21 protein-coding genes are annotated in these 23,091 nt (G+C 71.5%); 7 read left to right on the top strand and 14 right to left on the bottom strand.

Annotation, left to right across the window (positions count from 1 at the left end):
• Positions 1 to 57 precede the first annotated feature (57 nt).
• From ACWCQ1_RS18860 to leuA, 3 genes are all read right to left on the bottom strand, one after another.
• On the bottom strand, positions 58 to 2,139 hold the full coding sequence (locus tag ACWCQ1_RS18860) for an MMPL family transporter (RefSeq protein WP_358593409.1): 2,082 nt from the start codon (positions 2,137 to 2,139) through the stop codon (positions 58 to 60).
• Positions 2,140 to 2,276: 137 nt separating this feature from the next.
• Positions 2,277 to 2,972: a TerB family tellurite resistance protein gene (locus ACWCQ1_RS18865; protein WP_133041081.1), complete on the bottom strand. Its 696-nt coding sequence runs from the start codon at positions 2,970 to 2,972 to the stop codon at positions 2,277 to 2,279.
• Positions 2,973 to 3,156: 184 nt separating this feature from the next.
• Entirely contained in the window at positions 3,157 to 4,878 is a 1,722-nt protein-coding gene (gene leuA, locus ACWCQ1_RS18870) for a 2-isopropylmalate synthase (protein ID WP_451026943.1), read from the bottom strand.
• A gap of 372 nt (positions 4,879 to 5,250) precedes the next feature.
• Between leuA and ACWCQ1_RS18875 the strand changes: the two genes are divergently transcribed.
• From ACWCQ1_RS18875 to ACWCQ1_RS18890, 4 genes are read left to right on the top strand one after another with little or no spacing between them, the layout of a single operon-like run.
• The gene (locus tag ACWCQ1_RS18875; protein WP_133041079.1) at positions 5,251 to 6,324 is read left to right on the top strand and encodes a M4 family metallopeptidase; all 1,074 of its coding nucleotides are present in this window, start codon (positions 5,251 to 5,253) and stop codon (positions 6,322 to 6,324) included.
• Between the two features lie 21 nt (positions 6,325 to 6,345).
• On the top strand, positions 6,346 to 6,612 hold the full coding sequence (locus ACWCQ1_RS18880; RefSeq protein ID WP_133041078.1) for a protealysin inhibitor emfourin: 267 nt from the start codon (positions 6,346 to 6,348) through the stop codon (positions 6,610 to 6,612).
• Positions 6,613 to 6,658: 46 nt separating this feature from the next.
• Positions 6,659 to 7,984: a GH1 family beta-glucosidase gene (locus ACWCQ1_RS18885; RefSeq protein WP_451026944.1), complete on the top strand. Its 1,326-nt coding sequence runs from the start codon at positions 6,659 to 6,661 to the stop codon at positions 7,982 to 7,984.
• A complete protein-coding gene (locus ACWCQ1_RS18890; protein WP_451026945.1) occupies positions 7,981 to 9,234 on the top strand; it encodes an MFS transporter in 1,254 nt (417 codons plus the stop codon). The genes ACWCQ1_RS18885 and ACWCQ1_RS18890 overlap by 4 nt, the downstream gene beginning before the upstream one ends.
• 16 nt (positions 9,235 to 9,250) lie before the next feature.
• Here ACWCQ1_RS18890 and ACWCQ1_RS18895 read toward each other — a convergent pair whose 3' ends face one another.
• Entirely contained in the window at positions 9,251 to 10,105 is an 855-nt protein-coding gene (locus tag ACWCQ1_RS18895) for an NAD-dependent epimerase/dehydratase family protein (RefSeq protein ID WP_451026946.1), read from the bottom strand.
• Positions 10,106 to 10,224: 119 nt separating this feature from the next.
• On the opposite strand from ACWCQ1_RS18895, the gene ACWCQ1_RS18900 reads away from it, so the two are divergent.
• The gene (locus ACWCQ1_RS18900; RefSeq protein ID WP_133041074.1) at positions 10,225 to 11,085 is read left to right on the top strand and encodes a helix-turn-helix transcriptional regulator; all 861 of its coding nucleotides are present in this window, start codon (positions 10,225 to 10,227) and stop codon (positions 11,083 to 11,085) included.
• Between the two features lie 963 nt (positions 11,086 to 12,048).
• Here the strand turns inward: ACWCQ1_RS18900 and era are convergent.
• Positions 12,049 to 13,002, bottom strand: coding sequence for a GTPase Era (era, locus tag ACWCQ1_RS18905; protein WP_133041073.1), 954 nt, complete (start codon positions 13,000 to 13,002; stop codon positions 12,049 to 12,051).
• A 138-nt stretch (positions 13,003 to 13,140) separates the two neighbouring features.
• Here era and ACWCQ1_RS18910 point away from each other — a divergent pair, with 138 nt between their 5' ends.
• Positions 13,141 to 14,463 (top strand): ammonium transporter, encoded by a 1,323-nt coding sequence (locus tag ACWCQ1_RS18910; protein WP_451026947.1) that lies wholly within the window; start codon positions 13,141 to 13,143, stop codon positions 14,461 to 14,463.
• Positions 14,460 to 14,798, top strand: a complete 339-nt coding sequence (locus ACWCQ1_RS18915; RefSeq protein ID WP_451026948.1) for a P-II family nitrogen regulator — start codon at positions 14,460 to 14,462, stop codon at positions 14,796 to 14,798. The genes ACWCQ1_RS18910 and ACWCQ1_RS18915 overlap by 4 nt, the downstream gene beginning before the upstream one ends.
• A gap of 69 nt (positions 14,799 to 14,867) precedes the next feature.
• Here the strand turns inward: ACWCQ1_RS18915 and ACWCQ1_RS18920 are convergent, their stop codons facing one another.
• From ACWCQ1_RS18920 to ACWCQ1_RS18960, 9 genes are all read right to left on the bottom strand, one after another.
• Positions 14,868 to 15,878, bottom strand: coding sequence for a WxL protein peptidoglycan domain-containing protein (locus tag ACWCQ1_RS18920; RefSeq protein WP_451026949.1), 1,011 nt, complete (start codon positions 15,876 to 15,878; stop codon positions 14,868 to 14,870).
• Between the two features lie 64 nt (positions 15,879 to 15,942).
• The gene (locus ACWCQ1_RS18925) at positions 15,943 to 17,259 is read right to left on the bottom strand and encodes a WxL domain-containing protein (RefSeq protein WP_133041070.1); all 1,317 of its coding nucleotides are present in this window, start codon (positions 17,257 to 17,259) and stop codon (positions 15,943 to 15,945) included.
• 154 nt (positions 17,260 to 17,413) lie between these two features.
• Positions 17,414 to 17,890 carry a hypothetical protein gene (locus ACWCQ1_RS18930; protein ID WP_451026950.1) on the bottom strand — a complete coding sequence of 159 codons (477 nt, stop codon included), beginning with the start codon at positions 17,888 to 17,890 and terminating at the stop codon, positions 17,414 to 17,416.
• A 221-nt stretch (positions 17,891 to 18,111) separates the two neighbouring features.
• Positions 18,112 to 18,465, bottom strand: a complete 354-nt coding sequence (locus ACWCQ1_RS18935; protein ID WP_358593403.1) for a cytidine deaminase — start codon at positions 18,463 to 18,465, stop codon at positions 18,112 to 18,114.
• 31 nt (positions 18,466 to 18,496) lie between these two features.
• Entirely contained in the window at positions 18,497 to 18,856 is a 360-nt protein-coding gene (locus ACWCQ1_RS18940) for an MmcQ/YjbR family DNA-binding protein (protein WP_358593402.1), read from the bottom strand.
• Positions 18,853 to 20,157 carry a hemolysin family protein gene (locus ACWCQ1_RS18945; RefSeq protein WP_133041066.1) on the bottom strand — a complete coding sequence of 435 codons (1,305 nt, stop codon included), beginning with the start codon at positions 20,155 to 20,157 and terminating at the stop codon, positions 18,853 to 18,855. The genes ACWCQ1_RS18940 and ACWCQ1_RS18945 overlap by 4 nt, the downstream gene beginning before the upstream one ends.
• Complete coding sequence (gene ybeY / locus ACWCQ1_RS18950; RefSeq protein WP_133041065.1) at positions 20,154 to 20,651, bottom strand: rRNA maturation RNase YbeY; 498 nt, start codon at positions 20,649 to 20,651, stop codon at positions 20,154 to 20,156. Before ybeY ends, ACWCQ1_RS18945 begins: the two co-directional genes overlap by 4 nt.
• A gap of 14 nt (positions 20,652 to 20,665) precedes the next feature.
• Complete coding sequence (locus ACWCQ1_RS18955; protein WP_451026951.1) at positions 20,666 to 21,736, bottom strand: PhoH family protein; 1,071 nt, start codon at positions 21,734 to 21,736, stop codon at positions 20,666 to 20,668.
• Positions 21,737 to 21,853: 117 nt separating this feature from the next.
• A complete protein-coding gene (locus ACWCQ1_RS18960) occupies positions 21,854 to 22,999 on the bottom strand; it encodes a carbohydrate kinase family protein (RefSeq protein WP_133041063.1) in 1,146 nt (381 codons plus the stop codon).
• Positions 23,000 to 23,091 lie beyond the last annotated feature (92 nt).

Raw genomic sequence — 23,091 nt, forward strand, 5'->3', positions numbered from 1 at the left:
GGTCGGCCCGCCGCGGCAGGGCCGCTCTCGTCTGCGTCTGCTCCACGGGGTTCAGCTTCACACGGGTTCCCGCCGGCGCTGCGGCCGCACGGGCTCCGGCTCCCGCGACAGCCGCCCCGGCCACCACACCCGCCGCCCGAGCAGCATGCTCGCCGTCGTCACCAGGTACGTCCGCACCAGGAAGGTGTCGAGGAGCACCCCGACCGCGATCACGAACCCCAGCTCGACCAGGGGCACCAGAGGCAGCGTGGTCAGCACGGCGAAGGTCGCGGCGAGGACGACACCGGCGGAGGCGATGACCCCGCCGGTGGTGCGCAGCGCGGTCAGCGCGGCCGTCCGCGGTTCGGCGCCGGCGAGGGACTCCTCGCGCATCCGGTGCATGAGGAAGATGCCGTAGTCGACGCCCAGGGCCACGAGGAACACGAAGGACAGCAGCCCGAGGCCCGAGTCCGTGCCGTGGAAGCCCAGCACCGGCCCGAACACCAGCCCCCCGATCCCGAGCGCCGCGCCCCACACCGCGACGACCGCGACGAGCAGCATCAGCGGCGCGACGAGGCTGCGCAGCAGACCCACCAGGATCACGAACACGGCGGCCAGCACCAGCGGCACGACGACCTCACGGTCCCGGGCCTGGCTGTCGGCGAGGTCGAGCTGCTGGGCGCTGGGCCCGCCGACGTAGGTGCCGTAGCGGTCGTCGAGCCCGGCGCGCAGGACCTCGATGGTCCGTGTCTCGCCCGGGCTCTCGGGGGCGGCGGTGGGAAAGACCCGCACCTCGGTCCAGCCGCCGCCGCTCCGCCCGGCCGTCGCCTGCGCGACCCCGTCCGTCGCCCGGGCCGCGGCCAGTACGGCGTCGGCCCTCCCGGTCGGCGCGATGACCGTGACGGGCTGGCTGCTGTGCCCCGGGTAGGCGTGCGCCAGCGTCCGCGCGGCGACGATCGACTCGGGCTTCTTGGTGAAGGAGTCCTCCTGCCTGAGCGAACCGGGCAGGTGCAGGACACCGAGCGCCAGCGCCCCGAGCAGCACGGCCCCGCCGGCCAGCACCGCGACGGGCCGGCGCGTGGCGGACGTCCCCATCGCGGCGAACAGCGACCGCCGCACCCTCGGCTCGCTCCCGAGGGCGGGGATCATCGGCCAGAAGACCCGCCGCCCCAGCAGCACCAGCACGGCGGGCAGCAGGGTCGTCATGGCGAGCAGCGCGGCCAGCACACCGACCGTCCCGACCGGCCCCATCCCGCTGCTGCTGTTGAGATCGGCGGCGAGCAGGCACAGCAGCCCGGCCGCGACCGTCGCCGAGGACGCGAGGATCGCCGGGCCGCAGCCCTTCAGCGCGGCCCGCATGGCGTCGTACGGCCGCTCGTGCCGCCGTAGCTCCTCGCGGTAACGGGAGATGAGCAGCAGCGCGTAGTCGGTGCCGGCGCCCAGGACGAGCACGGTCATCACACCGCCGCTCTGGCCGGTGACGGTGACGCCGAAGGCCTCGTGCAGCGCGTATCCGGCGGCCATCGCCAGACCGGCGGCGACCCCGGCGGTGGCGAGCGGGACGAGCCAGAGGAAAGGGCTGCGGTAGATGAGCACGAGCAGGACGGTGACGACGCCGAGCGTGGCGTACAGCAGCGTGCCGTCGATGCTGCCGAAGACCTTGCCCATGTCGGTGTTGAGCGCGCCGGGCCCGCCGACCCGCACGCTCAGCCCGTCGCCGCCGTCCGCGATGACCCGGACCCCGTCGACGAAGGCGTCCCGCGCCTTGTCGTCCTGGCCGGGCCGGGTGCTGGAGACGGGGTACATCAGGGTGGTGCCGTCCCGGGAGGGGACGGCCCGCGGCGTGCCGGTGAGCGGGTACGCGCCCTCGATCCGGGCGACCTGCTCGCCCGCCCGCTCCTTGTCGGCGGCGGTGAGCCCGCCCGCCCGGTGGTAGACGACCAGCAGGTCGGTGGCCTCCCCGCCGGGCAGCCGGTCCTGGATGCGGGCGACCCGGGTCGAGTCCGCGCCGTCGGGCAGATAGTCCACGGACCGGTTCTGCTGGATCCCGGAGAACTTCCCGGCGAACGGCCCCACCAGCACCAGCGCGGCCACCCACAGCCCGACCACCACCCAGGGCACGGCCCGCCGACGTCCCGCATCTGTCCTACCGGCCCCCATGGACGGGCCTCCCTCCGCTCGGGTGTCTGGTTCGCTTCCAGACTTCCGGCGCGCAGGGATGCGTTCGTCGGGCGTGGGATCGAGTTCGGGGCTACTGCGAGGGGAGGCTGCCGTACGGCGTTACTCCCGCGGGAGTATCAGGACGGCGTCCGTGCCGCCGCCAGCAGCCGCTTGACGTCGTCCGAGCAGATGGTCAGGGCCGCGCCCACCGTGGTCAGGACGTCCCGCTCCGCGGGCGTGTAGGGGCCGTCGGCGAGGGCGATGCGGGCCGCCTGGAGGAGGATCGACTCGCGGCCCACGGGGGCGAGGTGCGGGGCGAGGGGATCGAGGGCCTCGTGCAGCTCTATGGCCAGGCCCGCGCCGCCCGGCTCGCCGTAGACCCGGCCGGTGTCCGCGGCCAGGGCGTCGACCAGGGCGCTGAGCTGCTCCTCCGTGCAGTCCTCGAAGCCGGCGGCGCGGACGGCGGCCGCGGCCGTCTCCAGCGTCGCACGCGAGCAGGTGCCGCCCGCCGCGAGGAGCGCGAGGGCGACGGTGTGCACGGCGTCGCGGAGCATCGCGGAGAAGCGGGTGGTGGTGGGGTGGTCCAGGGCGTCCGTGCCGAAGTGGCGGCCGCAGGCCGCGCACTCGACGACCGGACCGGTCTCGCCGCGCGGCAGGACCGGGACGCCGAGGAGGGTGAAGCGGCGGCGGCCGGTCAGCCGCTGGTAGTTGCGGTCGCCTCCGCAGCCCGGGCAGAAGAACTCGCCGTCCCCGACGGGCGTCCACGCGGTGCGGGTTCCCAGGAGGCGCGCAGGCCTGGCGGCTCGGCCGTTTCGTCCCCGTACTGGCAGCACGTCGCACCTCCTTAACACCGCGGCAACATCGCAGCGGTGTCGTGATGTTAGCCACATCGGGGAGGCGCAGTCAGTACCCCGGAAGAGACCTTTCCGTGACCTCCACGAACAGGTGGCCGAAAAGGGACGGGGTCCTGATCGTCGTATACGACGATCAGGACCCCGAACCAGCACGTCAGAGGCGTCAGCGGGCCGCGCGGTTGACCGCCGAGACGACCGCCTTCAGGGAGGCACGCGTCGTGTTCGCGTCGATGCCGATTCCCCACAGAACCTTGTCGTCGATCGCGCACTCGATGTAGGAGGCGGCCTGCGCGGAGGCACCCTCGCTCATCGTGTGCTCCTGGTAGTCCAGCAGCCGGGCGTCGACGCCGATCTTCTGCAGGGCGTCGAAGAAGGCGGAGATCGGGCCGTTGCCGGTACCGGTCAGAACGGTGTCCTCGCCGTCCACCGTCGCCTCGACCCTGAGCGTGTCCACCCCGTCCGTGTCGGTCGTCGACTGGCCGTTCCTGACCTGGATACGGCCCCACGGGTTCTCGGGGTTCGGCAGGTACTCGTCCTGGAAGACCGCCCAGATGTCGGAGCCGGTGACCTCGCCGCCCTCGGCGTCCGTCTTCGCCTGGATGATCTTCGAGAACTCGATCTGCATCCGGCGGGGCAGGTCCAGTTTGTGGTCGTTCTTCAGGACGTACGCGATACCGCCCTTGCCGGACTGCGAGTTGACGCGGATCACGGCCTCGTAGGAGCGGCCGACGTCCTTCGGGTCGATCGGCAGGTAGGGCACCGCCCACTCGATGTCGTCGACCGTCACGCCCTTGGCGGCCGCGTCGGCCTCCATCGCGTCGAAGCCCTTCTTGATGGCGTCCTGGTGGGAGCCGGAGAAGGACGTGTAGACCAGGTCGCCCACGTACGGGTGGCGCGGGTGGACCTCCATCTGGTTGCAGTACTCCCACGTACGACGGATCTCGTCGATGTCGGAGAAGTCGATCTGCGGGTCGACGCCCTGGGAGAACAGGTTCATGCCCAGGGTGACCAGGTCGACGTTGCCGGTGCGCTCGCCCTGCCCGAACAGACAGCCCTCGACGCGGTCGGCGCCCGCCATCAGCGCCAGCTCGGCGGCGGCGACGGCCGTACCCCGGTCGTTGTGCGGGTGGATGGACAGGCAGACGTGCTCACGGCGGGACAGGTTGCGGCCCATCCACTCGAAGCGGTCGGCGTGGGTGGAGGGCGTGGAGCGCTCGACCGTCGCCGGCAGGTTCAGGATGATCTCGCGGTCCGGGCCGGGCTGCCAGACGTCCATGACCGCCTCGCAGACCTCCAGCGCGAAGTCCAGCTCGGTGTCGGTGAAGATCTCCGGGCTGTACTGGTAGCCGAACTCGGTCTCCGGGCCCAGCAGCTTCTCCGCGTACTCCATCACCAGCCGCGTGCCGTCGACGGCGATCTGCTTGATGTCGTCCCTGGAGCCCCGGAAGACGACCCGGCGGAAGACGGGCGCGGTGGCGTTGTACAGGTGGACGTTGGCCCGCTTGGCGCCCTTCAGCGACTCCACGGTCCGCTCGATCAGGTCCTCACGGGCCTGGGTCAGTACGGAGATGGTGACGTCGTCGGGAATGACCCCGGGCTCCTCGATGATCGACCGTACGAAATCGAAGTCCGTCTGTCCCGACGCCGGGAAGCCGACCTCGATCTCCTTGTAGCCCATCTTCACCAGCTGGTCGAACATCCGGCGCTTGCGCTCGGGCGACATCGGGTCGATCAGGGACTGGTTGCCGTCACGCAGGTCGGTGGAGAGCCAGCGGGGTGCCTGGGTGATCCGCTTCTCGGGCCAGGTGCGGTCGGGGATGTCGACCTGCTCGTACTTCCCGTACTTGTGGATCGGCATGCTGCTGGGCTGCTGGCGGTTCGCCATGATTGCGGGGCTCCTCTTGGTGTCCGGAAGGACGGCCGACGACGCAACGCGAAGCTCCGCGGGGAGGGAGTCGACCTGTCCTACAGGCCCTCGCCGCGGCAGCTAAGAAGAAGCAGCCCGAAACGCATGATGCGAGCCACTGTAGCCGAGCCGATGCCCATCGGCGGCCCCGTATCAGCATGCGGGACCGTGACGCTTTTAAGGGGCGCGGGGCTGTGTCGATGTGCGGCTCCGCCGCGTGGGCGCGAGAAACCACACTCAACCCGCACCGCATAACACAGAGCAACCACCCACGGCGAACGCATCCCTACATTTCACCAATCATGGTGGCACCTAGTGACATACAGCTAACGCAGTGCCATCGTGCCGGGCATGACGAAGACCAACGGGGGCTCAGAGCCCGTCTTCTGCACCGTCGTACCGCCACACATCCTCGACAAGCTGGCCCAGCACGAGGACCCGGCGCTCGCCAACGCCGCTCGCAAGACCCTCGAGCGCGACGCCTTCGAGCGCACCCACCGCCGTCTGACCACCGTCATCGGCGCCCCTGCCGTCGCCCCGCCCACGGGAGCGGCCGCCGAGCAACCCCACCGCACCATCTACGACGCCCGCCACGGCACCGACCTGCCCGGCCACAAGGTCCGCGGCGAGGGCGACGACCCCGGCAAGGACGCCACCGCCAACCGCGCCTACGCCGGTCTCGGCGCCACCTTCGAGCTGTATCTGAAGGCCTACGAGCGCGACTCGATCGACGGCAACGGGCTCCCGCTCGACGCGAGCGTGCACTACGACAAGGACTACAACAACGCCTTCTGGAACGGCGAGCAGATGGTGTTCGGCGACGGTGACGGCGAGATCTTCCTCGACTTCACCATCCCGATCGACGTCATCGGCCACGAACTCACCCACGGCGTCACCCAGTACACGGCCAACCTGACCTACTTCGGCCAGCCCGGCGCCCTCAACGAGTCCCTGTCCGACGTCTTCGGCTCCCTCATCAAGCAGTACACGCTCGGCCAGACCGCCGCCGAGGCCGACTGGCTGATCGGCGCCGGCCTGCTCGCGCCCCGGGTGACGGGCAAGGCGCTGCGTTCCATGAAGGAGCCGGGCACGGCGTACGACGACGACGTCCTCGGCAAGGACCCGCAGCCCGCGACCATGGACGACTTCGTCCGCACCGGCCGTGACAACGGCGGCGTCCACATCAACTCCGGCATCCCCAACCACGCCTTCTACCTGGCGGCGAACGCACTCGGCGGCCACGCCTGGGAGAAGGCCGGCCAGATCTGGTACGACGTCCTGACCGGCGGCGAGCTGAAGAAGGACGCCCTGTTCGCGGACTTCGCCAAGCTGACGGTCGCGGCGGCCAAGGCCCGATACAGCGACGGCGAGGAGCTTCAGGCCGTTCTGAAGGCCTGGGAGCAGGTCGGGGTGCGCACGTCGTAGTTCCGTACTAGACACGGACCCATGCGTATTCGAGTGAGGCGCACGGGTGGATTCGCGGGCATCGAGCGCCGCGCCGAGGTGGACACCTCGGGGCGGCCCGACGCGCACGAGTGGCAGGCCCTGGCCGAGAAGGCGGTGGCCGCCGGCCGGGCCACGCCGCCGGCGGGCGTGCCCGACGGGTTCAGCTACGAGATCACGGTCGACGGCAGAACGGTGTACGCCGCCGATCCCCGGCTCACCGAGGAGCAGCGGCAGCTGATCTCCCGGGTACTGAAGGAAGGTGCGTAACCACGGGTTCACGCCAGGGCGTTGACTTCCGTTACCGGCGGTAAGGATGATCCCGCCCATGGCGACTGATGCAGGCAATCCGATACCCCGCTTCCCGGCCGGTTTCCTCTGGGGCGTGTCGACCTCGGCCCACCAGATCGAGGGCGCCGTCGACGAGCGCGAGCCCTCGGTCTGGGACGCCTTCACGGCCGAGCCGGGACGGGTGAAGGACGGTTCCACGGCGGCGGTGGCCTGCGACCACTACCACCGCTACCGCGAGGACGTGGCCCTCCTGGCCGGCCTCGGCGTGGACGCGTACCGCTTCTCGATCTCCTGGCCGCGGGTGAACTTCCCGGGCGGCCTGGACTTCTACGACCGTCTCGTCGACGAGCTGCTGGCCGCGGGCGTCCGCCCCGTCCCCACCCTCTTCCACTGGGACCTGCCCGTCGCCCTGGACTGGCTGGAGCGCGACACGGCCTCGCGGTTCGCGGAGTACGTGTCGGTGGTCGCCGAGCGGCTGGGCGACCGGGTGCGGAAGTGGATCACCCTCAACGAGCCCGCCGAACAGACCCTGCTGGGGCACGCGCTGGGCGCCCACGCGCCCGGCAAGCAGCTGATGTTCGACGCGCTTCCGGTCGCCCACCACCAGCTGCTGGCCCACGGTCTGGCCGTACGGGCCCTGCGCGCGGCCGGTGCCACGGACATCGGGATCGCCAACTCGCACGGTCCGACCTGGCCGGCGTCCTCGGAACAGGCCGACGTCGACGCGGCCGACTTCTACGACCTGCTGCTCAACCGGCTGTTCTCCGACCCCCTGCTCCTGGGCCAGTACCCGGACGGCATCGGCGAGTTGATGCCGGGGGATGTCGAGGCCGATCTGAAGGTCATCGCCGAGCCGATCGACTGGTACGGGATCAACTACTACGCGCCGACCCGCGTGGGCGCCCCGCAGGGCACGGACATCGAGTTCGGCGGCCTCACCATCCCGGCCGAACTGCCCTTCTCCGTGCGGGAGATCGAGGGCGTCCCGGTGACCGACTTCGGCTGGCCCGTCGTCCCCGAGGGCCTGACGGAACTCCTCACCGGCTTCCGCGAGCGCTACGGCGACCGGCTGCCGCCCGTCGTCATCACCGAGAACGGCTGCAGTTACGAGGGCCTCGACGACCAGGACCGGATCGCCTACCTGGACGGTCATCTGCGCGCCCTGCACCGGGCGGTGGAGGCGGGCGTGGACGTGCGCGGGTACTTCGTGTGGTCGCTGATGGACAACTTCGAGTGGGCGGAGGGGTACGCGCGCCGCTTCGGGCTGGTCCACGTGGACTTCGAGACGCAGGCGCGGACGCCGAAGGCCTCGTACGGCTGGTTCCGGGACGTGCTGCGGGCGCAGAGATGACGACCACCCGGCCCCCGCAGGCACTCGCCGAGCCGGTCGAGCGGGTCGGCCGGGGCTGGACCGCCTCCCTCTCGCTCGCCAACGGGGCGATCTGGGTGGGCTGGTACGGCCCCCTGCAGATCCTGCTGGCCTCCCAGGCGAAGGACTTCGCGCCCGGCTCCGGCATGTCGAAGGAGAACATGCTGGCCTGGGTGACCGGGATCGGCGCGGTCGTCTCGCTGGTCGCCAACCCCCTCTTCGGCGCCCTCTCGGACCGCACCACCGCGCGCTGGGGCCGCCGTACGCCCTGGATCGTGGCCGGGGCGGCGGGCGGTGCGCTGTCGCTGCTGGTCCTCGCCGGGGCGGACGGGATGGCGACGATGACGCTCGGCTGGTGCCTGGTCCAGCTGACGCTGAACGCGGCCTTCGCGGCGGTGACGGCCGCGGTGCCGGACCGGGTGCCCCGGCTGCAACGCGGGTCCGTGGGCGGCTGGTTGGGGGCCGCGCAGATCCTGGGCGTGGTCGGCGGGACCGGGCTCGCGACGGTGGCCGGCGGGATCGGGGCCGGGTATGTGGCGTGCGCGGTGTTCACGGTGCTGGGCGTGCTGCCGTACGTGCTGCGGTATCCGGATCTTCGGCTGGGGGCCGCGGACCGGCCGGTGTGGTCCTGGCGCGGCTTTCTCACCGGGTTCTGGCTGAGTCCGCGGCGGTATCCCGACCTGGGGTGGGCCTGGCTCACCCGCTTCCTGATCAACCTCAGCAACGCGCTGGTGCTGCTGTACCTGCTCTACTACCTGCGCGACCGGCTGCACTACCACGACCCCGACCAGGGCGTGCTGCTCCTGACCGCGGTGAACGGCGTGACGCTGCTCGCCACGGTGGTGGTGGGCGGCGTGTGGTCGGACCGGACGGGGCGGCGCAAGCCGTTCGTGATCTGGTCCGGGGTGCTGATGGCGGTGGCGACGGGGGCGCTGGCGGGCTGGCAGACCTGGCCGGGGGCGGTCGTCGCGGCGGCCGTGCTCGGCATCGGCTTCGGCGTGTTCACCTCGGTCGACTTCGCGCTGATGACGGACGTCCTGCCCAAGGCCCTGGACCGGGGCAAGGACCTGGGCGTGATCAACGTGGCCAACGCCCTGCCCCAGGTCGCGGCACCCGCCCTCGCCGCGCCGATCGTCACCTACCTGGGCGGCTACCGGGTGCTGTACCTGGTGTCGGCGGTGATCGGGCTGGCGGGGGCGGTGCTGGTCCAGCGGATCCGGGGCGTGGAGTGACCCGGCGTGGAGTGACCTACAGGGCGCCGGCGTCCCGGGCGGCGTAGACCGACGGGTACCGGGGGCGGTAGCCCAGCTCACGGCGGATGCGGTCGGTCGACATGATCACCAGCCAAGGGTCGGGGTCGGTGCGCTCGTGCAGTTCGGCGGGCACCTTGGCACCGTTGAGCTGGTGCAGTTCGACGGCCGTGACCGGGGCGTCGTCGGCGATGTTGTAGATCCGGCCGGTGATGCCGGGGGCGTGCAGGACGCGCAGCAGGCCCTGGGCGACGTCCACGTGGTGGCCCATGTGCAGGCGCTGGGTCGCCGCCCACTGCCCGGCCCAGCGCAGCGACTGGGCGAGGTGCGGGTCGCCCTCGCCGTAGACGAAGGGCAGCCGGGCGATCCGTACGTCCAGGCCCTCCATCGCCAGCAGTTCCCTTTCGGCCTCCGCCTTCGAGGCGGGGTAGGCGCCCCACATCGCGCCGCCGGGCCGGCTCTCGTCCTCCTCGGTCACCGGACGGCCCCGTCCCACGCCGTACACCAGCCCGGTGCTGACCTGCACGAAGCGCCGAACACCGGCGGCCTGGGCGGCGCGGCCCAGCTCCACCGCCGCGTCCCGGTTGACGGCCCACGCCTCCTCGTCCGGGACCCCGCGGAAGGCGGCGGCGACGTTGACGACGGCGTCGGCTCCGGCGACCGCCTTGGCGAGGTCCTCGGTGTCCCGTATGTCTCCGATCACGACCTCGGCGCCGAGCCGGGCGAACGGCTCCGCGCGCGCCGCGTCCCGCACCAGGATCCGCACGTTCTCGCCCGCCCGGGCCTGTGCCAGCAGCCTCGGCACGAAGCGCCGTCCGACCTGTCCTGTCGTACCCGTGACCAATGTCAGCATGTTCTGCTCCTCTCGTCCCCACCCACCCTTCAGCGGGACGCCGGCCACCGGGAGAGACCTTCCGATCAGGGGACCGGCAGTCCCTGGATAAGCCGGGCCGGCTCCCGCACGCTGGAGGGGTGAACCGAGCCGAACTCGCGGACTTCCTGCGCCGTGGCCGTGCCCGCCTGGACCCCTCCGACGTGGGTCTCGCGGCCGGCCCGCGCCGCCGTACGCCGGGGCTGCGGCGGGAGGAGGTGGCGCAGCTGGCCGGGATGTCGGCCGACTACTACACGCGCCTGGAGCAGTCCCGGGGGCCGCGGCCGTCCCGGCAGATCCTGACGGCGCTGGCCCGCGCGCTGCGGCTGACGGACGACGAACGCGACCACCTGTTCCATCTGGCCGGCGAGGAGCCGCCGCGCCGGGGCGGTGCGTCCCCGCACGTCAACCCCGGTCTGCTGCTGGTCCTCGACCGCCTGCACGACACCCCGGCGATGGTCTCGACGGACTGCGGGGAGGTGCTGGCGCAGAACGCGATGTCGAGGGCGCTGAGCGGCGACACGTCGGCTCGTCCGCCCCGGGAGCGCAACATGCTGCGCCGCTTCTTCCTGGACCCGGCGGCCCGGGACCTGTTCCCACCGGAGGACGTGCCGGCCCATGCGCGCAGCCATGTGGCGAGCCTGCGGGCGGTGGCCGCGTCCCGCCCCGACGACCCGGAACCGGCCGCGCTGGTGGCCGAACTGCTCGCCTCCAGCGAGGAGTTCGCGCGCCTGTGGGACGACCACGAGGTGGCGGTCCGCCGCCAGTCCACGAAGCGCTTCCGCCACCCCCTGGTCGGCCTCCTGGAACTGGACTGCGAAATCCTCCTCACCGAAACCGGCCACCACCACCTGATCCTCCACACGGCCCGCCCGGGCACGGAGTCGCACGAACGACTGCAGTTGCTGCGGGTGGTGGGCCTACAGGACATGGCCCCGCGACCCAACCCATCGGGCGTCTGAGCCCGAGGCCCTTCGCGCCGACGGGGGCCGGGGCGAAGCCTTGGGACATACAGGGGGCGAAGCTGCGGGGGCTGCAAGAGGGGGAAGTTCCGGCGGTGGCCTGAGGCCCGAGCTGATCGGGACTCCAGAAGGCGAGGCCCTGGCGGAGAGCCCGAGGCGGAGCCCCGGCGGGAAACCAGCAGTCAATGCCCGGGGGCGGAGCCCCGACGGGAAGTTAGAAGTCGGAGCGCGGAAGAGAATCCAGAAGCCCAAGCCCCGACGGTAGCCCAGGGGCCGAAGCCCCGACGGTGGCCCAGAGGCCGAAGCCCCGACGGTAGCCCAGAGGCCGAAGCCCCGACGGTAGCCCAGAGGCCGAAGCCCCGACGGTAGCCCAGAGGCCGAAGCCCCGGCACAGACCCAGGAGACGAGGCCCCGACACGGACCCAGGAGACGAAGCGCCGCCCGGCGCCCAAGGGCCGAAGCCCCGCCCCGACCAGAAAGGCGAGCCCCGGCGGAAAACCGAACGGCGAGCTCCAGCGGAGCCCCTGGGGCGGGGGGCGAAGGGCGGCAGCCCCTGGGCGGGGGCCCAGGCGGCGGGGGCCCAAGCGGCGGGGGCCCAGGGGGCGGAGCCCCCGGGAGCGGGGTCGTAGGGGCGGCAGCCCCTGGGGCGGGGGCCCAGGCGGCGGGGGCCCAGGGGGCGGAGCCCCCGGGAGCGGGGTCGTAGGGGCGGCAGCCCCTGGGCGGCACGAGCAGGGTGTCACCGGGGCGGATTCCCATGGCCCAAGCGGCGGAGGCCCAAGCGGCGGAGGCCCAGGGGGCGGAGCCCCTGGGGCGGGGCGAAGGGGCGACAGCCCCTGGGGCGGGGCGAAGGGGCGACAGCCCCTGGGGCGGGGGCCCAGGGGGCGGAGCCCCCGGGAGCGGGGTCGTAGGGGCGGCAGCCCCTGGGGAGGGGACGGGTAGGGGCGGCGGGGGCGAGGAACGTGGTCAGAACCCCAGGCGGCGCAACTGCTTCGGGTCCCGCTGCCAGTCCTTCGCGACCTTCACGTGGAGGTCCAGGAACACCGGCGTGCCCAGCAGTGCCTCGATCTGTTTGCGGGACTTGATGCCGACCTCCTTCAGGCGCTTGCCCTTGGGGCCGATGATGATGCCCTTCTGGCTGGGGCGTTCGATGAAAAGGTTGGCGTGGATGTCCAGGAGGGGCTTGTCGGCCGGGCGGTCCTCGCGCGGGAGCATCTCCTCGACGACGACGGCGATGGAGTGCGGCAGCTCGTCGCGGACACCCTCCAGCGCCGCCTCGCGGATCAGCTCGGCGATCATGACCTGCTCGGGCTCGTCGGTGAGGTCGCCCTCGGGGTAGAGCGCCGGCCCCTCGGGCAGCAGCGGCACGAGGAGGTCGGCCAGCAGGTTCACCTGCTTGTCGCCGACCGCCGACACCGGCACGATCTCCGCCCACTCGAAGCCGAGTTCCTTGCCCAGCTGGTCGATGGCGATCAACTGCTCGGCGAGGGTCTTGGAGTCGACGAGGTCGGTCTTGGTGACGATCGCCACCTTGGGCGTCTTGCGGATCCCCGCCAGCTCCTTGGCGATGAACCGGTCACCGGGGCCGATCTTCTCGTTCGCCGGCAGGCAGAAACCGATCACGTCCACCTCGGCCCACGTCGTGCGCACGACGTCGTTGAGCCGCTCCCCCAGCAGCGTGCGCGGCTTGTGCAGCCCGGGGGTGTCGACCAGGATGAGCTGGGCGTCCTCCCGGTGCACGATCCCCCGCACGGTGTGCCGCGTGGTCTGCGGCTGGTTCGCGGTGATCGCCACCTTCTGCCCGACCAGAGCGTTCGTGAGGGTGGACTTGCCCGCGTTGGGGCGCCCCACGAAGCAGGCGAAGCCGGCACGGTGGACGGTCTCGCCCGACTCTTCGGATGACTGGGTACGAACGCTCATGCCGCCCATTCTCCCTGATCCCCGGGCCCCGCCGTACCGTGAGGATTCGGTAACCCCGCCGCAACGAAACGTCACGGAAACACAGCCGTACGCAACCGGAAACGCACGCCGGTGACCCTCTGACGAGCCCCCACCTCGATGGAGACCAACGTGCCCCTCGCCGCCGCGCAGATCAACACGGGCGACACCGCCTGGCTGCTCGCCGCCACCGCCCTGGTCCTGCTGATGACCCCGGGCCTGGCCCTCTTCTACGGCGGCATGGTCCGCACGAAGAGCGTCCTCAACATGCTGATGATGAGCTTCGTGTCGATCGCCCTGGTCACCGTGGTCTGGCTGGCCGCCGGCTACTCGCTCGCCTTCGGCGACGACATCGGCGGCGGACTCGTCGGCGGCCTGAAGCACGCCGGCATGGCGGGCCTGGGCCCCGACAGCGTGCACGGCTCCGTCCCCACCGTCCTGTTCGCCACCTTCCAGCTCACCTTCGCGATCATCACGGCGGCCCTGATCAGCGGCGCGATCGCGGACCGGGCGAAGTTCTCGGCGTGGCTGGTCTTCGTGCCGGCGTGGACGCTGCTCGTATACGTTCCGGTCGCGCACTGGGTCTGGGGCCCGGGCGGCTGGATCCTGTACCGCCTCGGCGCCCTGGACTTCGCGGGCGGCATGCCCGTCGAGATCACCTCCGGCGCCTCGGGTCTCGCCCTCGCGCTGGTCCTCGGCCCGCGGCTCGGGTTCAAGAAGGACGCCATGCGTCCGCACAACCTGCCGATGGTGATGCTCGGCGCGGGTCTGCTCTGGTTCGGCTGGTTCGGCTTCAACGGCGGCTCCGCGCTCGGCGCCAACGGCCTCGCGGCCGCCGCGTTCCTCAACACCCTCGCCGCCGGCTGCACCGGTCTGCTCGGCTGGCTCTTCGTCGAACAGAAGCGGGACGGCCACCCGACGACCCTGGGCGCCGCGTCCGGCGCGGTCGCGGGCCTGGTCGCGATCACGCCGTCCTGCGGCACGGTCTCCCTGCTCGGCGCCCTCGTCGTCGGCCTCGCCGCCGGTGTCGTCTGCTCGTACGCGGTGAGCTGGAAGTTCCGGCTGAACTACGACGACTCGCTGGACGTCGTCGGCGTCCACCTGGTCGGCGGTGTGATCGGCACCCTGCTGATCGGCGTCTTCGCCGAGAAGGCGATGACGGGCGGGACGGAGGGCCTGCTGTACGGCGGCGGGCTCGCCCAGCTGGGCAAGCAGGCGGTCGGGGTGGTGGTCGTCGCCGCGTACGCCTTCGCGGTGACGTACGGCATCGGCAAGCTGCTCGACAAGGCCATGGGCTTCCGGGCGGCCGAGGAGCACGAGCACACCGGCCTGGACCTTACGGTGCACGCCGAGACCGCATACGATCACGGCGTCCTGGGCCACGGCGCCCCGGTCAGCGCGTCCGTCGTCCCCTCCGTCCGGAAGGCCGAGAGCCAGGCATGAAGCTCATCACCGCGATCGTCAAGCCCTACCGCCTCGACGAGGTGAAGACGGCCCTGCAGGAGATCGGCGTGCACGGTCTGACCGTGACCGAGGCCAGCGGCTACGGCCGCCAGCGCGGCCACACCGAGGTGTACCGCGGCGCCGAGTACCAGGTCGACCTGGTGCCCAAGGTCCGCCTCGAGGTCGTCGTCGACGACACCGACGCGGACGCCGTCATCGACGCGATCGTCAAGGCCGCGCAGACGGGCAAGATCGGCGACGGCAAGGTCTGGTCCCTGCCGGTCGAGACGGTCGTCCGGGTACGGACGGGAGAGCGCGGCCCGGACGCGCTCTGAGACACCGGTGACGGGGGACACCGCCCGGCGCGCACAGGGAGCAGGCCGCCCGGGCATCCGCCGCAACGCTCATCTCCTCGACGGATGCCGCTCCCGCTCGGCGTCGCGCGCCGTGGCCGGGGATCCCGCGGGACGCGCCGGGCCCTGACCGGCCACCCGCGTCCGGCGCGATCTGACGAAGAGCACCGTGCCCACGGCCAGCGCCGCCAGCAGCACCGCCGTCGCGATCCATGGCACCGCGAGGAAGGACGCGCTCGCCGACTCCCGGGTGTCCTGCGCGCTCGCCGTCAACGTGATGTCGCCCCAGTCGAGTTGGGGCGCCCCGCGCCACGGCTCCGTGAGGTGCACGCGCTGGCCCGGCAGGAGTTCGGAGGGGATGCGGGACAGGTCGCGGGAGAGCAGGGTCCGGCCGAACAGGCCCTTCGCGCGCAGCTCCACCCTGGGGTCGAGCGTGACGTTGCCGGTGTTGTGCAGGGTGTAGGAGATCGTCGACGTGCTGGTCCCGAAGCCGGGGACGAGCGGCTGGCTGTGGCTGATGTGGACGTTCTCGACGGAGATCGCGGGGAGGGTCGGTCCGCCGACGCGCAGGTAGACACGGGCGGCGACCGCGCGCTGCACACCGAGCGCCAGGGACCCGCTGCCCTTGTCGATCCGCTCGTCCAGCGCGACCAACGCGCCCGGATGGTCGCCGGGTTCGGCCCCCTCGGGCACGCGCAGCGTGAAGGGCACGGTGACCCTGCCGTGCGCGGGGACGGTGATCCGGGACGTGGCGGGCCTGGCCCAGGCCCCGACGCCCCGCTGCCTCTCGTGCACCGTGCGCACCGCGAACCCGCCGTCCCGGGCGGTGTTGTAGGCGTCGGCGGCGTAGAGGCGGAAGGTCAGCGGCCCGGCGGTCTTGTTGGCGACGACGACCTTGTCCGAGACGGTCGTACCGGGATCGGCGGAGAGGTAGAAGTAGGGCCGCGCGGCGATCTTCGAGGCGAGGGGATAGACCGACCAGCTGCCGTTGTCGGCGGCGTGCGCGGGCGTGGCGAGAGCGGCGAGGAACAGACCGAGCAGGAGGACGGAGAGCTTTCTCATGGGTGCGGACCCCCACGGACTTCGGCGGTAGGAGAGCAACGGGCGGGTGCGGACGCCCGTACGGTCAGCTGAGCGTCAGGGTCAGGACCCCGGAGTACGACCCGGGAGGCGTGAACGCCGGTACGTCCAGGGAGAGCTGGGCGTCCGCGGTGAACTCGCCGCCGGTCAGCGTGCCGTTGGGGGTGGACGCCAGGGTCGCGCCCGAGGTGCCCACCGTGCCCGCCGAACCCGCCTGACAGGTGCTGGGGCTGCCCGCCTTGGTGGCGCAGGCGGGGGTCCAGCTCAGCTTCCCGGCGTCGATCTTGGCGCCGGGTCCGGTGAAGTCGGTGACCTTGCCGGTGAGCGACCAGCCGGCCGGACCGCCGCGGAAGTCCTTGACGGTGACGGTCTGCAGCTTGCCCGTGGAGGCCCCGCCCTTGCCGAAGTCCACCGCCGACAGTGCTACGGAGTCCCCGGCCTGGGACATCGACAGCGTGCCCGCGTTCACGGTGGTCGTCAGCTTCTGACTCCCGGCCGGAATCGGCGTGTTGTCGATGACCGTGTACGTGGCCGGCCCGGCGCCCAGGGCGTCGCTGTACGCGCTGCCCTCGTACGCCACGATCCCGGTCGTCGTCTTGTCGTTGACGACGAGGGAGCCGCTGATCTTGCCGCTCGCGTCGGCGGTGACGGTGGCCTTGTCCGCGGTCTGGGTGGATCCGGACCGTCCGGCCAGGGTCACCGTGGCGCCCGCGGTGAAGCCGGTGCCGCTGACGCCGACACTGTCACCGGGGTTGCCGGACGCCTTGTTCAGCGTGATGGCACGGGTGTTGACCGGGGTGGAGTTCGTCGCCGTGACGGTCTCGGAGACCGGGGCGGGCGGGTTGGTCACCGTGCACGGGGTGTCCAGCTCCAGGATGTAGCTGGTGTGGATGTTGTAGTCGCCGGGCGAGAGCTTGATCGCTCCCGGCGCGGTGACCTTGAAGGTGCCGGTCATGGAGAACGACGGGAAGGCGCCGTTGCCGGGCACCGGGTCGTTCTTCTTGGGTCCGGCGACCGTGACGTCCCCGGTCTGCGCACCGGTGAGGGTGATCTTGCCGGTGGGCGTCATGATGTCGGCCGGCAGGGCGATCGCGGTGGGGTTGCTGGCGGCGGGCTTGACCACCGTGTAGGTCACGGTGACGGTGTCGCCGACCTTCGGTGCGGTGTTGTCCACCGAGATGCTCGCCGTGGTCGTGCCGTCGATCGGCGGGATGCCGGCGACGGCGGGCGGGATGCAGTGCGTGGGGAAGTCCACGTTGGTGGCGGCGCCGGCCGGACAGGCCAGGGCGCCGCCCGCGGTGACCGCGAGCGCGGCCGCCCCGAACAGCGACGCCAGACGGCGTCTTCGGTTCTGCGAACCCATGGGTGTGCCCCCTCTTCTTCTGTGCTCGCTGGGGGCATTGATGTGTGGATCGCGTGAGAAGTCAATGGAGATGCCGAAATGAACTGATGGACCGTCAGTTTCTGTGTGGCCACCGGGAACTGACGGTCCGCCGGCTGAGCTGCCCGGACTCGGGTCAGTCGAACACGAACGGTCCGGGCGACTGCGGTCCGGTCGCCGTGCAGGTGACGGTGATCCCGAAGACGACCAGCTGCAGCGAGCCGCCGTACGCCTCCAGGCTGTCACCGGAGGCGACGGTGCCGTCGAGGGGGCCGACGGTGACGAGGTCACCGGCCGCGATCGCGGGGTTCTTGGTCCCGCTGAACGTGCTGGTGCCGCCCGTGGTGTTGTTCACCAGGGTCAGCGTCGAGGAGATCGAGTCCTGCGACAGAGCGATCGGGGCGGTGACGGCCGAGGTGACGGTGATGGTGGCCGCCGTGCCGTCCTGGGTGGCGGTGAGCGTGGCCTGACCGCTGCCGAAGGCGCCGCAGTCCGCGCTGATCGTCGCGGTCTGCGGGGTGACGGCGAGGGCACTGGGCGCGAACGCCAGCGAGGCGGCCGCGAGGGCCCCCACCACCATGGCCGCACCTGCTCCTGTGCGTTTGCCTCTCATGGGGAATCCGGCTCCCTTCCCGTGTCTGGGAAAGCCATGTGGGGATGGATGGGAGAGGTCCGGACGGGCCGTCGGCAGGCGCGGTGCGGGGCGCCGAGTGGGGGGTGGAGTAAGGAATCTGACGGTCCGTCGGAACTACGGATTCCATTGATGCCCGAGAGACACGGAGGCGGCAAGGAGGATTTCCGGCCGACTCCGGCCCACTCTGAAAAGGGCGGTTTTCAGCCTGTGGTGACCGTGTCGCGCACCGTCCCGTCGGGCCCCGCGAGCAGCACCGGCGTCCCCGCCCCGCCGAGATCCCGTACGGCCGCCAGGTCCTGCTCGGGCACGGACCCGGCCTCGGTCACCACGACCGCCGCCTCCAGGGACTTCGCGCCCGAGGCCACCGCCATCGCCACCGCCGTGCGCAGCGCGCTCAGCTCCAGCGAGGCGAGCGCGACGGTCCCGGCGACATACGTCCGCCCGGTCTCGTCCCGTACGGCCGCCCCCTCGGGCACACCGTTGCGCGCCCGCGCGGAACGGGCCAGGGTGACGATCTTGCGGTCCTCGGGATCAAGCGCGCTGCTGTCGGTCATGAGCCGAGCATAACCACCGCCGCCGCGCAGCTCAGGGGCGGTCGAGGCGGAGCCGCTCGGCACGCGGCAGACCGGCCACGACCAGGTCGTAGGAGTCCTCGACGAGTTCCCGCACCAGGCCGTCGGGCAGGTCGCCGTCGACCGTGACGGTGTTCCAGTGGCGCTTGTTCATGTGGTAGCCGGGGATGATCAGGCCCGGGTGGTCGGTGCGCAGCCGGATCGCGTCCTCCGGGTCGCACTTGAGGTTCACCGTGAGTGGCCGATTGTCGAGCCAGCTGAGCGCGAACATCTTGCCGAGGACCTTGAAGACGGAGATCTCCGGCGAGAACGGGAAGTCCTCCACGGCCGCGTTGAAGGACAGACAGAAGCCGCGCAGCTCCTCGGGGGTCATGCGTCCTTCTCCTCCTCGGGCGGACCGGCCGGCCCCACCGGCTCCACCAGCACCGTGACGATCTTGTTCCGGCGGCCGGCGGCGGCCTCGGCGGTCAGGCGCAGTTCACGCCCGTCCGGAAGCTCGACCGTGCTGGACGCGCCCGCGATGGGCACACGGCCCAGGGCCTTCGCGAGCAGACCGCCGACGGTCTCCACGTCCTCGTCGTCGTACTCGTCGAGCCCGTACAGCTCGCCGAGGTCGGTGATGTCGAGGCGGGCGGTGACGCGGTAGCGGTCCTCGCCGAGGTCCTCCACGGGCGGCAGTTCGCGGTCGTACTCGTCGGTGATCTCCCCGACGATCTCCTCGAGGATGTCCTCGATGGTGACGATGCCGGCCGTGCCGCCGTACTCGTCGATGACGACGGCGACGTGGTTGCGCTCCTGCTGCATCTCGCGCAGCAGATCGCCGGCGTTCTTGGTGTCGGGGACGAAGGCGGCGGGCCGCATCGCCGTCGACACCAGCTCGCTCTCCGCGTCCCGGCTGATGTGCGTCTTGCGGACCAGGTCCTTCAGGTACACGATCCCGACGATGTCGTCCTCGCTCTCGCCGGTGACCGGTATGCGCGAGAAGCCGGAGCGCAGCGCGAGGGTGAGGGCCTGACGGATCGTCTTGTAGCGCTCGATGACCACGAGGTCGGTGCGCGGGACCATGACCTCCCGGACGAGCGTGTCACCGAGCTCGAAGACCGAGTGCACCATCCGGCGCTCCTCGTCCTCGATCAGCGACTCCTTCTCCGCGAGGTCGACCAGCGCCCGCAGCTCCGCCTCGGAGGCGAACGGCCCCCGGCGGAAGCCCTTGCCGGGGGTGAGGGCGTTACCGATCAGGATGAGGAGGTTGGGGATCGGGCCCATGATCCGCGCGAGGGGCACCAGGACGTACGCCGCCGCCGTCGCCGTGTTGAGCGGATGCTGGCGGCCGATGGTGCGCGGCGAGACGCCCACGGCGACGTACGACACCAGGACCATCACGCCGATCGCGGCGAGCAGGGCGCGGGTGGTGCCGTCGACGGACTGCAGACAGGCGTACGTCACCAGGGCCGCGGCCGCCATCTCGCAGGCGACGCGGACCAGCAGGGCGACGTTCAGATAGCGGGTCGGGTCGGCGGCGACCTGCGCGAGCTTCGCGCTGCCGCGCCGGCCGGAACGGACCGCCTCCTCGGCGCGGAAGCTGGAGACACGGGCGAGGCCCGCCTCCGCGCAGGCGGCGAGCCACGCCACGACGACCAGGGCGACCGCGCCCGCGACGATCTGACCGCTCATGAGACGGTCGGGGCCGGGGACGGACCGGTCAGGCCCTTCTCCGCGCGCCAGCCGTCCACGATGGCCGCCTGCAGACCGAACATCTCGGCCTTCTCGTCGGGCTCCTCATGGTCGTAGCCGAGCAGGTGCAGCACGCCGTGGACGGTGAGCAGCTGGAGCTCCTCGTCCATGGAGTGCTGCGTCTCGGCCTCCTCGCCCTGCTTCTTGGCGACCTCGGGACACAGCACGATGTCACCGAGGAGGCCCTGCGGGGGCTCGTCGTCGTCCTTCGACGGCGGACGCAGCTCGTCCATCGGGAAGGACATGACGTCCGTGGGCCCCGGCAGGTCCATCCACTGGATGTGCAGCTGCTCCATGGCGTCGGCGTCCACCACGATCACCGAGAGCTCGGAGAGGGGGTGGATGCGCATCCGTGCGAGTGCGTAGCGGGCGATGTCGAGGATCGCCTGCTCGTCGACCTCGGTTCCGGACTCGTTGTTGACGTCGATCGACATGGCGCTGTGTGTGTCTACTTCCCCTTGTGCGCGGACTTCCCCCGGCTGCCCTTGTGGGTGCCGTTCTCCGTGCCGTGCTTGCTGTCGTACTGCTCGTACGCGTCGACGATACGGCCGACCAGCTTGTGCCGTACGACGTCCTGGGACGACAGGCGGGAGAAGTGGACGTCGTCGAGGCCCTCCAGGATGTCCTGGACCTGACGCAGCCCCGACTTGGTGCCGCTGGGCAGGTCGACCTGGGTCACGTCACCGGTGATCACGATCTTCGAGTCGAACCCGAGCCGGGTCAGGAACATCTTCATCTGCTCGGGGCTCGTGTTCTGGGCCTCGTCCAGGATGATGAAGGCGTCATTGAGCGTGCGACCGCGCATGTATGCCAGCGGCGCCACCTCGATCGTCCCGGCCGCCATCAGCCGCGGGATCGAGTCCGGGTCGAGCATGTCGTGCAGTGCGTCGTACAGCGGGCGCAGGTACGGGTCGATCTTCTCGTAGAGGGTGCCGGGGAGGAAGCCGAGGCGTTCGCCGGCCTCGACCGCGGGGCGGGTCAGGATGATGCGGTTGACCTGCTTGGACTGCAGGGCCTGCACCGCCTTGGCCATGGCGAGGTAGGTCTTGCCGGTACCGGCGGGGCCGATGCCGAAGACGATCGTGTGCTTGTCGATCGCGTCGACGTACCGCTTCTGGTTGAGGGTCTTGGGGCGGATGGTGCGGCCGCGGGAGGACAGGATGTTCTGCGTCAGTACCTCGGCCGGGGTCTCCTGGCCGTCGCTCGTCCCGTTCTCGCTCGCCTTCAGCATGGCGATCGAGCGTTCCACTGCGTCCTCCGTCATCGGCTGCCCGGTGCGGAGCACCAGCATCATCTCTTCGAACACGCGCGAGATGAGGGCGACGTCGACCGGGTGGCCGACCGCGCTGATCTCGTTGCCCCGGACGTGGATGTCGGCCGCCGGGAAGGCCTTCTCGATCACGCGCAGGAGGGAGTCGCCTGATCCCAGCACGGTGACCATCGGGTGCTGGGCGGGAACCGTGAACTGTGCTCTCGCCTGCTCCTGCGCGGGGGTGTGAGCTGTGGGTGTCTGAGTCATGGGCCGGCTCTGTAGGCCTGCGGTTCCTCCTCGTCACGGCCGCGCAGCTGAGGGCGGCCTCGCAATTCCAAGGGTACGACGGTGCACTGACAACGCCGTAGGGCTTTTCGGCGTCCGCTACGCCGAGCGCCCGAACCCGATCGTCGGCACCGCCCGCCGCAGCGGCCACGGGCGGGTCGTTCCCTCCCCCGGAACCAGCGCGTCCAGGAAGGCGTACCGGCTCAGCGCCTCCGGCTCCTGTCCCTCCACCGACTGCACCTTCCGCCACCAGGCGCCGATCTCCGCCCAGCCCGGGGCCGAGAGGGAGCCGCCGAACTCCTGGACGGAGAGGGCCGCCGTCAGTCCGGCGAAGGCGAGCCGGTCGGCGAGCGGCCAGCCCGCCAGGGTGCCGGTGACGAAGCCGGCCACGAAGACGTCACCGGCGCCGGTCGGGTCCAGGGCCTCCACGGCGATGGCGGGGACCTCCGCCGTCTCCCCGGTCCGCCGGTCCACGGCGTACGCGCCCTCCGCGCCCAGGGTGACCACGGCGAGCGGCACGTGTTCGGTGAGGGCGTGGGCGGCGGCGCGCGGGCAGGTGGCGCCGGTGTAGCGCATGGCCTCCTCCGCGTTGGGCAGGAAGGCCTCGCAGTGCTCCAGGTCGGCCAGGCCCGCCAGGTCCCAGGCCCCGGTGTCGTCCCAGCCGACGTCGGCGAAGATGCGGGTGCCGCGGCTCGCGGCCTGGGCGATCCAGGGGGCGCGCGTGCCAGGGGTGAGGGAGGCGACGGCCGCGCGGGCGTACGGCGGGTGGTCGGGGGCGGGCTCCTCCGGGGGCGGTTCGTGGCCGTGGGAGACCATCGTGCGCTCGCCCTCGTACGCCATGGAGACGGTGACCGGGGAGTGCCAGCCGGGCGCGGTGCGGGACGCGGAAAGGTCGATGCCCTCGCCCTGCTCCAGCGCGTCCCAGCAGTACTCGCCGTAGTGGTCGTCACCGAAGGCGGCCGCGAGGGAGGTCCGCAGGCCGAGCCGGGCGAGGGCGGTGGCCATGTTGGCGACACCGCCGGGGCTCGATCCCATGCCCCGCGCCCAGGACTCGGTGCCGCGCACCGGGGCGGAGTCGAGCCCGGTGAAGATGATGTCCAGGAAGACCGTGCCGGTCAGGTACACGTCCCAGGGCGGGTCGTCGGGCGTGCGCAGGCCGGCCAGCGGATCGACCTGGGCCCGGCACTGCGGTCCCTCGATGACGGGTGACGGTCCCTTTCCGGTGGACGCGTTGGGCGCGATCACGGTGCACTCCCTGACATGGTGCGGATCCAGCCAGTGTGCACCACATCACTGACGATCCGCCGCCGCTCACGCCGCAGCGGCCGCCCCCCGTA

It is taken from the genome of Streptomyces sp. NPDC002144 (assembly GCF_053593695.1).

Bases quoted from the DNA above. Each gene is read 5' to 3' on its own strand.
- ACWCQ1_RS18860 (WP_358593409.1), bottom strand. From the start codon at position 2,139: ATGGGGGCCGGTAGGACAGATGCGGGACGTCGGCGGGCCGTGCCCTGG.
- leuA (WP_451026943.1), bottom strand. From the start codon at position 4,878: ATGGCGAACCGCCAGCAGCCCAGCAGCATGCCGATCCACAAGTACGGG.
- ACWCQ1_RS18875 (WP_133041079.1), top strand. From the start codon at position 5,251: ATGACGAAGACCAACGGGGGCTCAGAGCCCGTCTTCTGCACCGTCGTA.
- ACWCQ1_RS18880 (WP_133041078.1), top strand. From the start codon at position 6,346: ATGCGTATTCGAGTGAGGCGCACGGGTGGATTCGCGGGCATCGAGCGC.
- ACWCQ1_RS18885 (WP_451026944.1), top strand. From the start codon at position 6,659: ATGATCCCGCCCATGGCGACTGATGCAGGCAATCCGATACCCCGCTTC.
- ACWCQ1_RS18890 (WP_451026945.1), top strand. From the start codon at position 7,981: ATGACGACCACCCGGCCCCCGCAGGCACTCGCCGAGCCGGTCGAGCGG.
- ACWCQ1_RS18895 (WP_451026946.1), bottom strand. From the start codon at position 10,105: ATGCTGACATTGGTCACGGGTACGACAGGACAGGTCGGACGGCGCTTC.
- era (WP_133041073.1), bottom strand. From the start codon at position 13,002: ATGAGCGTTCGTACCCAGTCATCCGAAGAGTCGGGCGAGACCGTCCAC.
- ACWCQ1_RS18910 (WP_451026947.1), top strand. From the start codon at position 13,141: ATGGAGACCAACGTGCCCCTCGCCGCCGCGCAGATCAACACGGGCGAC.
- ACWCQ1_RS18915 (WP_451026948.1), top strand. From the start codon at position 14,460: ATGAAGCTCATCACCGCGATCGTCAAGCCCTACCGCCTCGACGAGGTG.
- ACWCQ1_RS18920 (WP_451026949.1), bottom strand. From the start codon at position 15,878: ATGAGAAAGCTCTCCGTCCTCCTGCTCGGTCTGTTCCTCGCCGCTCTC.
- ACWCQ1_RS18925 (WP_133041070.1), bottom strand. From the start codon at position 17,259: ATGGGTTCGCAGAACCGAAGACGCCGTCTGGCGTCGCTGTTCGGGGCG.
- ACWCQ1_RS18930 (WP_451026950.1), bottom strand. From the start codon at position 17,890: ATGAGAGGCAAACGCACAGGAGCAGGTGCGGCCATGGTGGTGGGGGCC.
- ACWCQ1_RS18935 (WP_358593403.1), bottom strand. From the start codon at position 18,465: ATGACCGACAGCAGCGCGCTTGATCCCGAGGACCGCAAGATCGTCACC.
- ACWCQ1_RS18940 (WP_358593402.1), bottom strand. From the start codon at position 18,856: ATGACCCCCGAGGAGCTGCGCGGCTTCTGTCTGTCCTTCAACGCGGCC.
- ACWCQ1_RS18945 (WP_133041066.1), bottom strand. From the start codon at position 20,157: ATGAGCGGTCAGATCGTCGCGGGCGCGGTCGCCCTGGTCGTCGTGGCG.
- ybeY (WP_133041065.1), bottom strand. From the start codon at position 20,651: ATGTCGATCGACGTCAACAACGAGTCCGGAACCGAGGTCGACGAGCAG.
- ACWCQ1_RS18955 (WP_451026951.1), bottom strand. From the start codon at position 21,736: ATGACTCAGACACCCACAGCTCACACCCCCGCGCAGGAGCAGGCGAGA.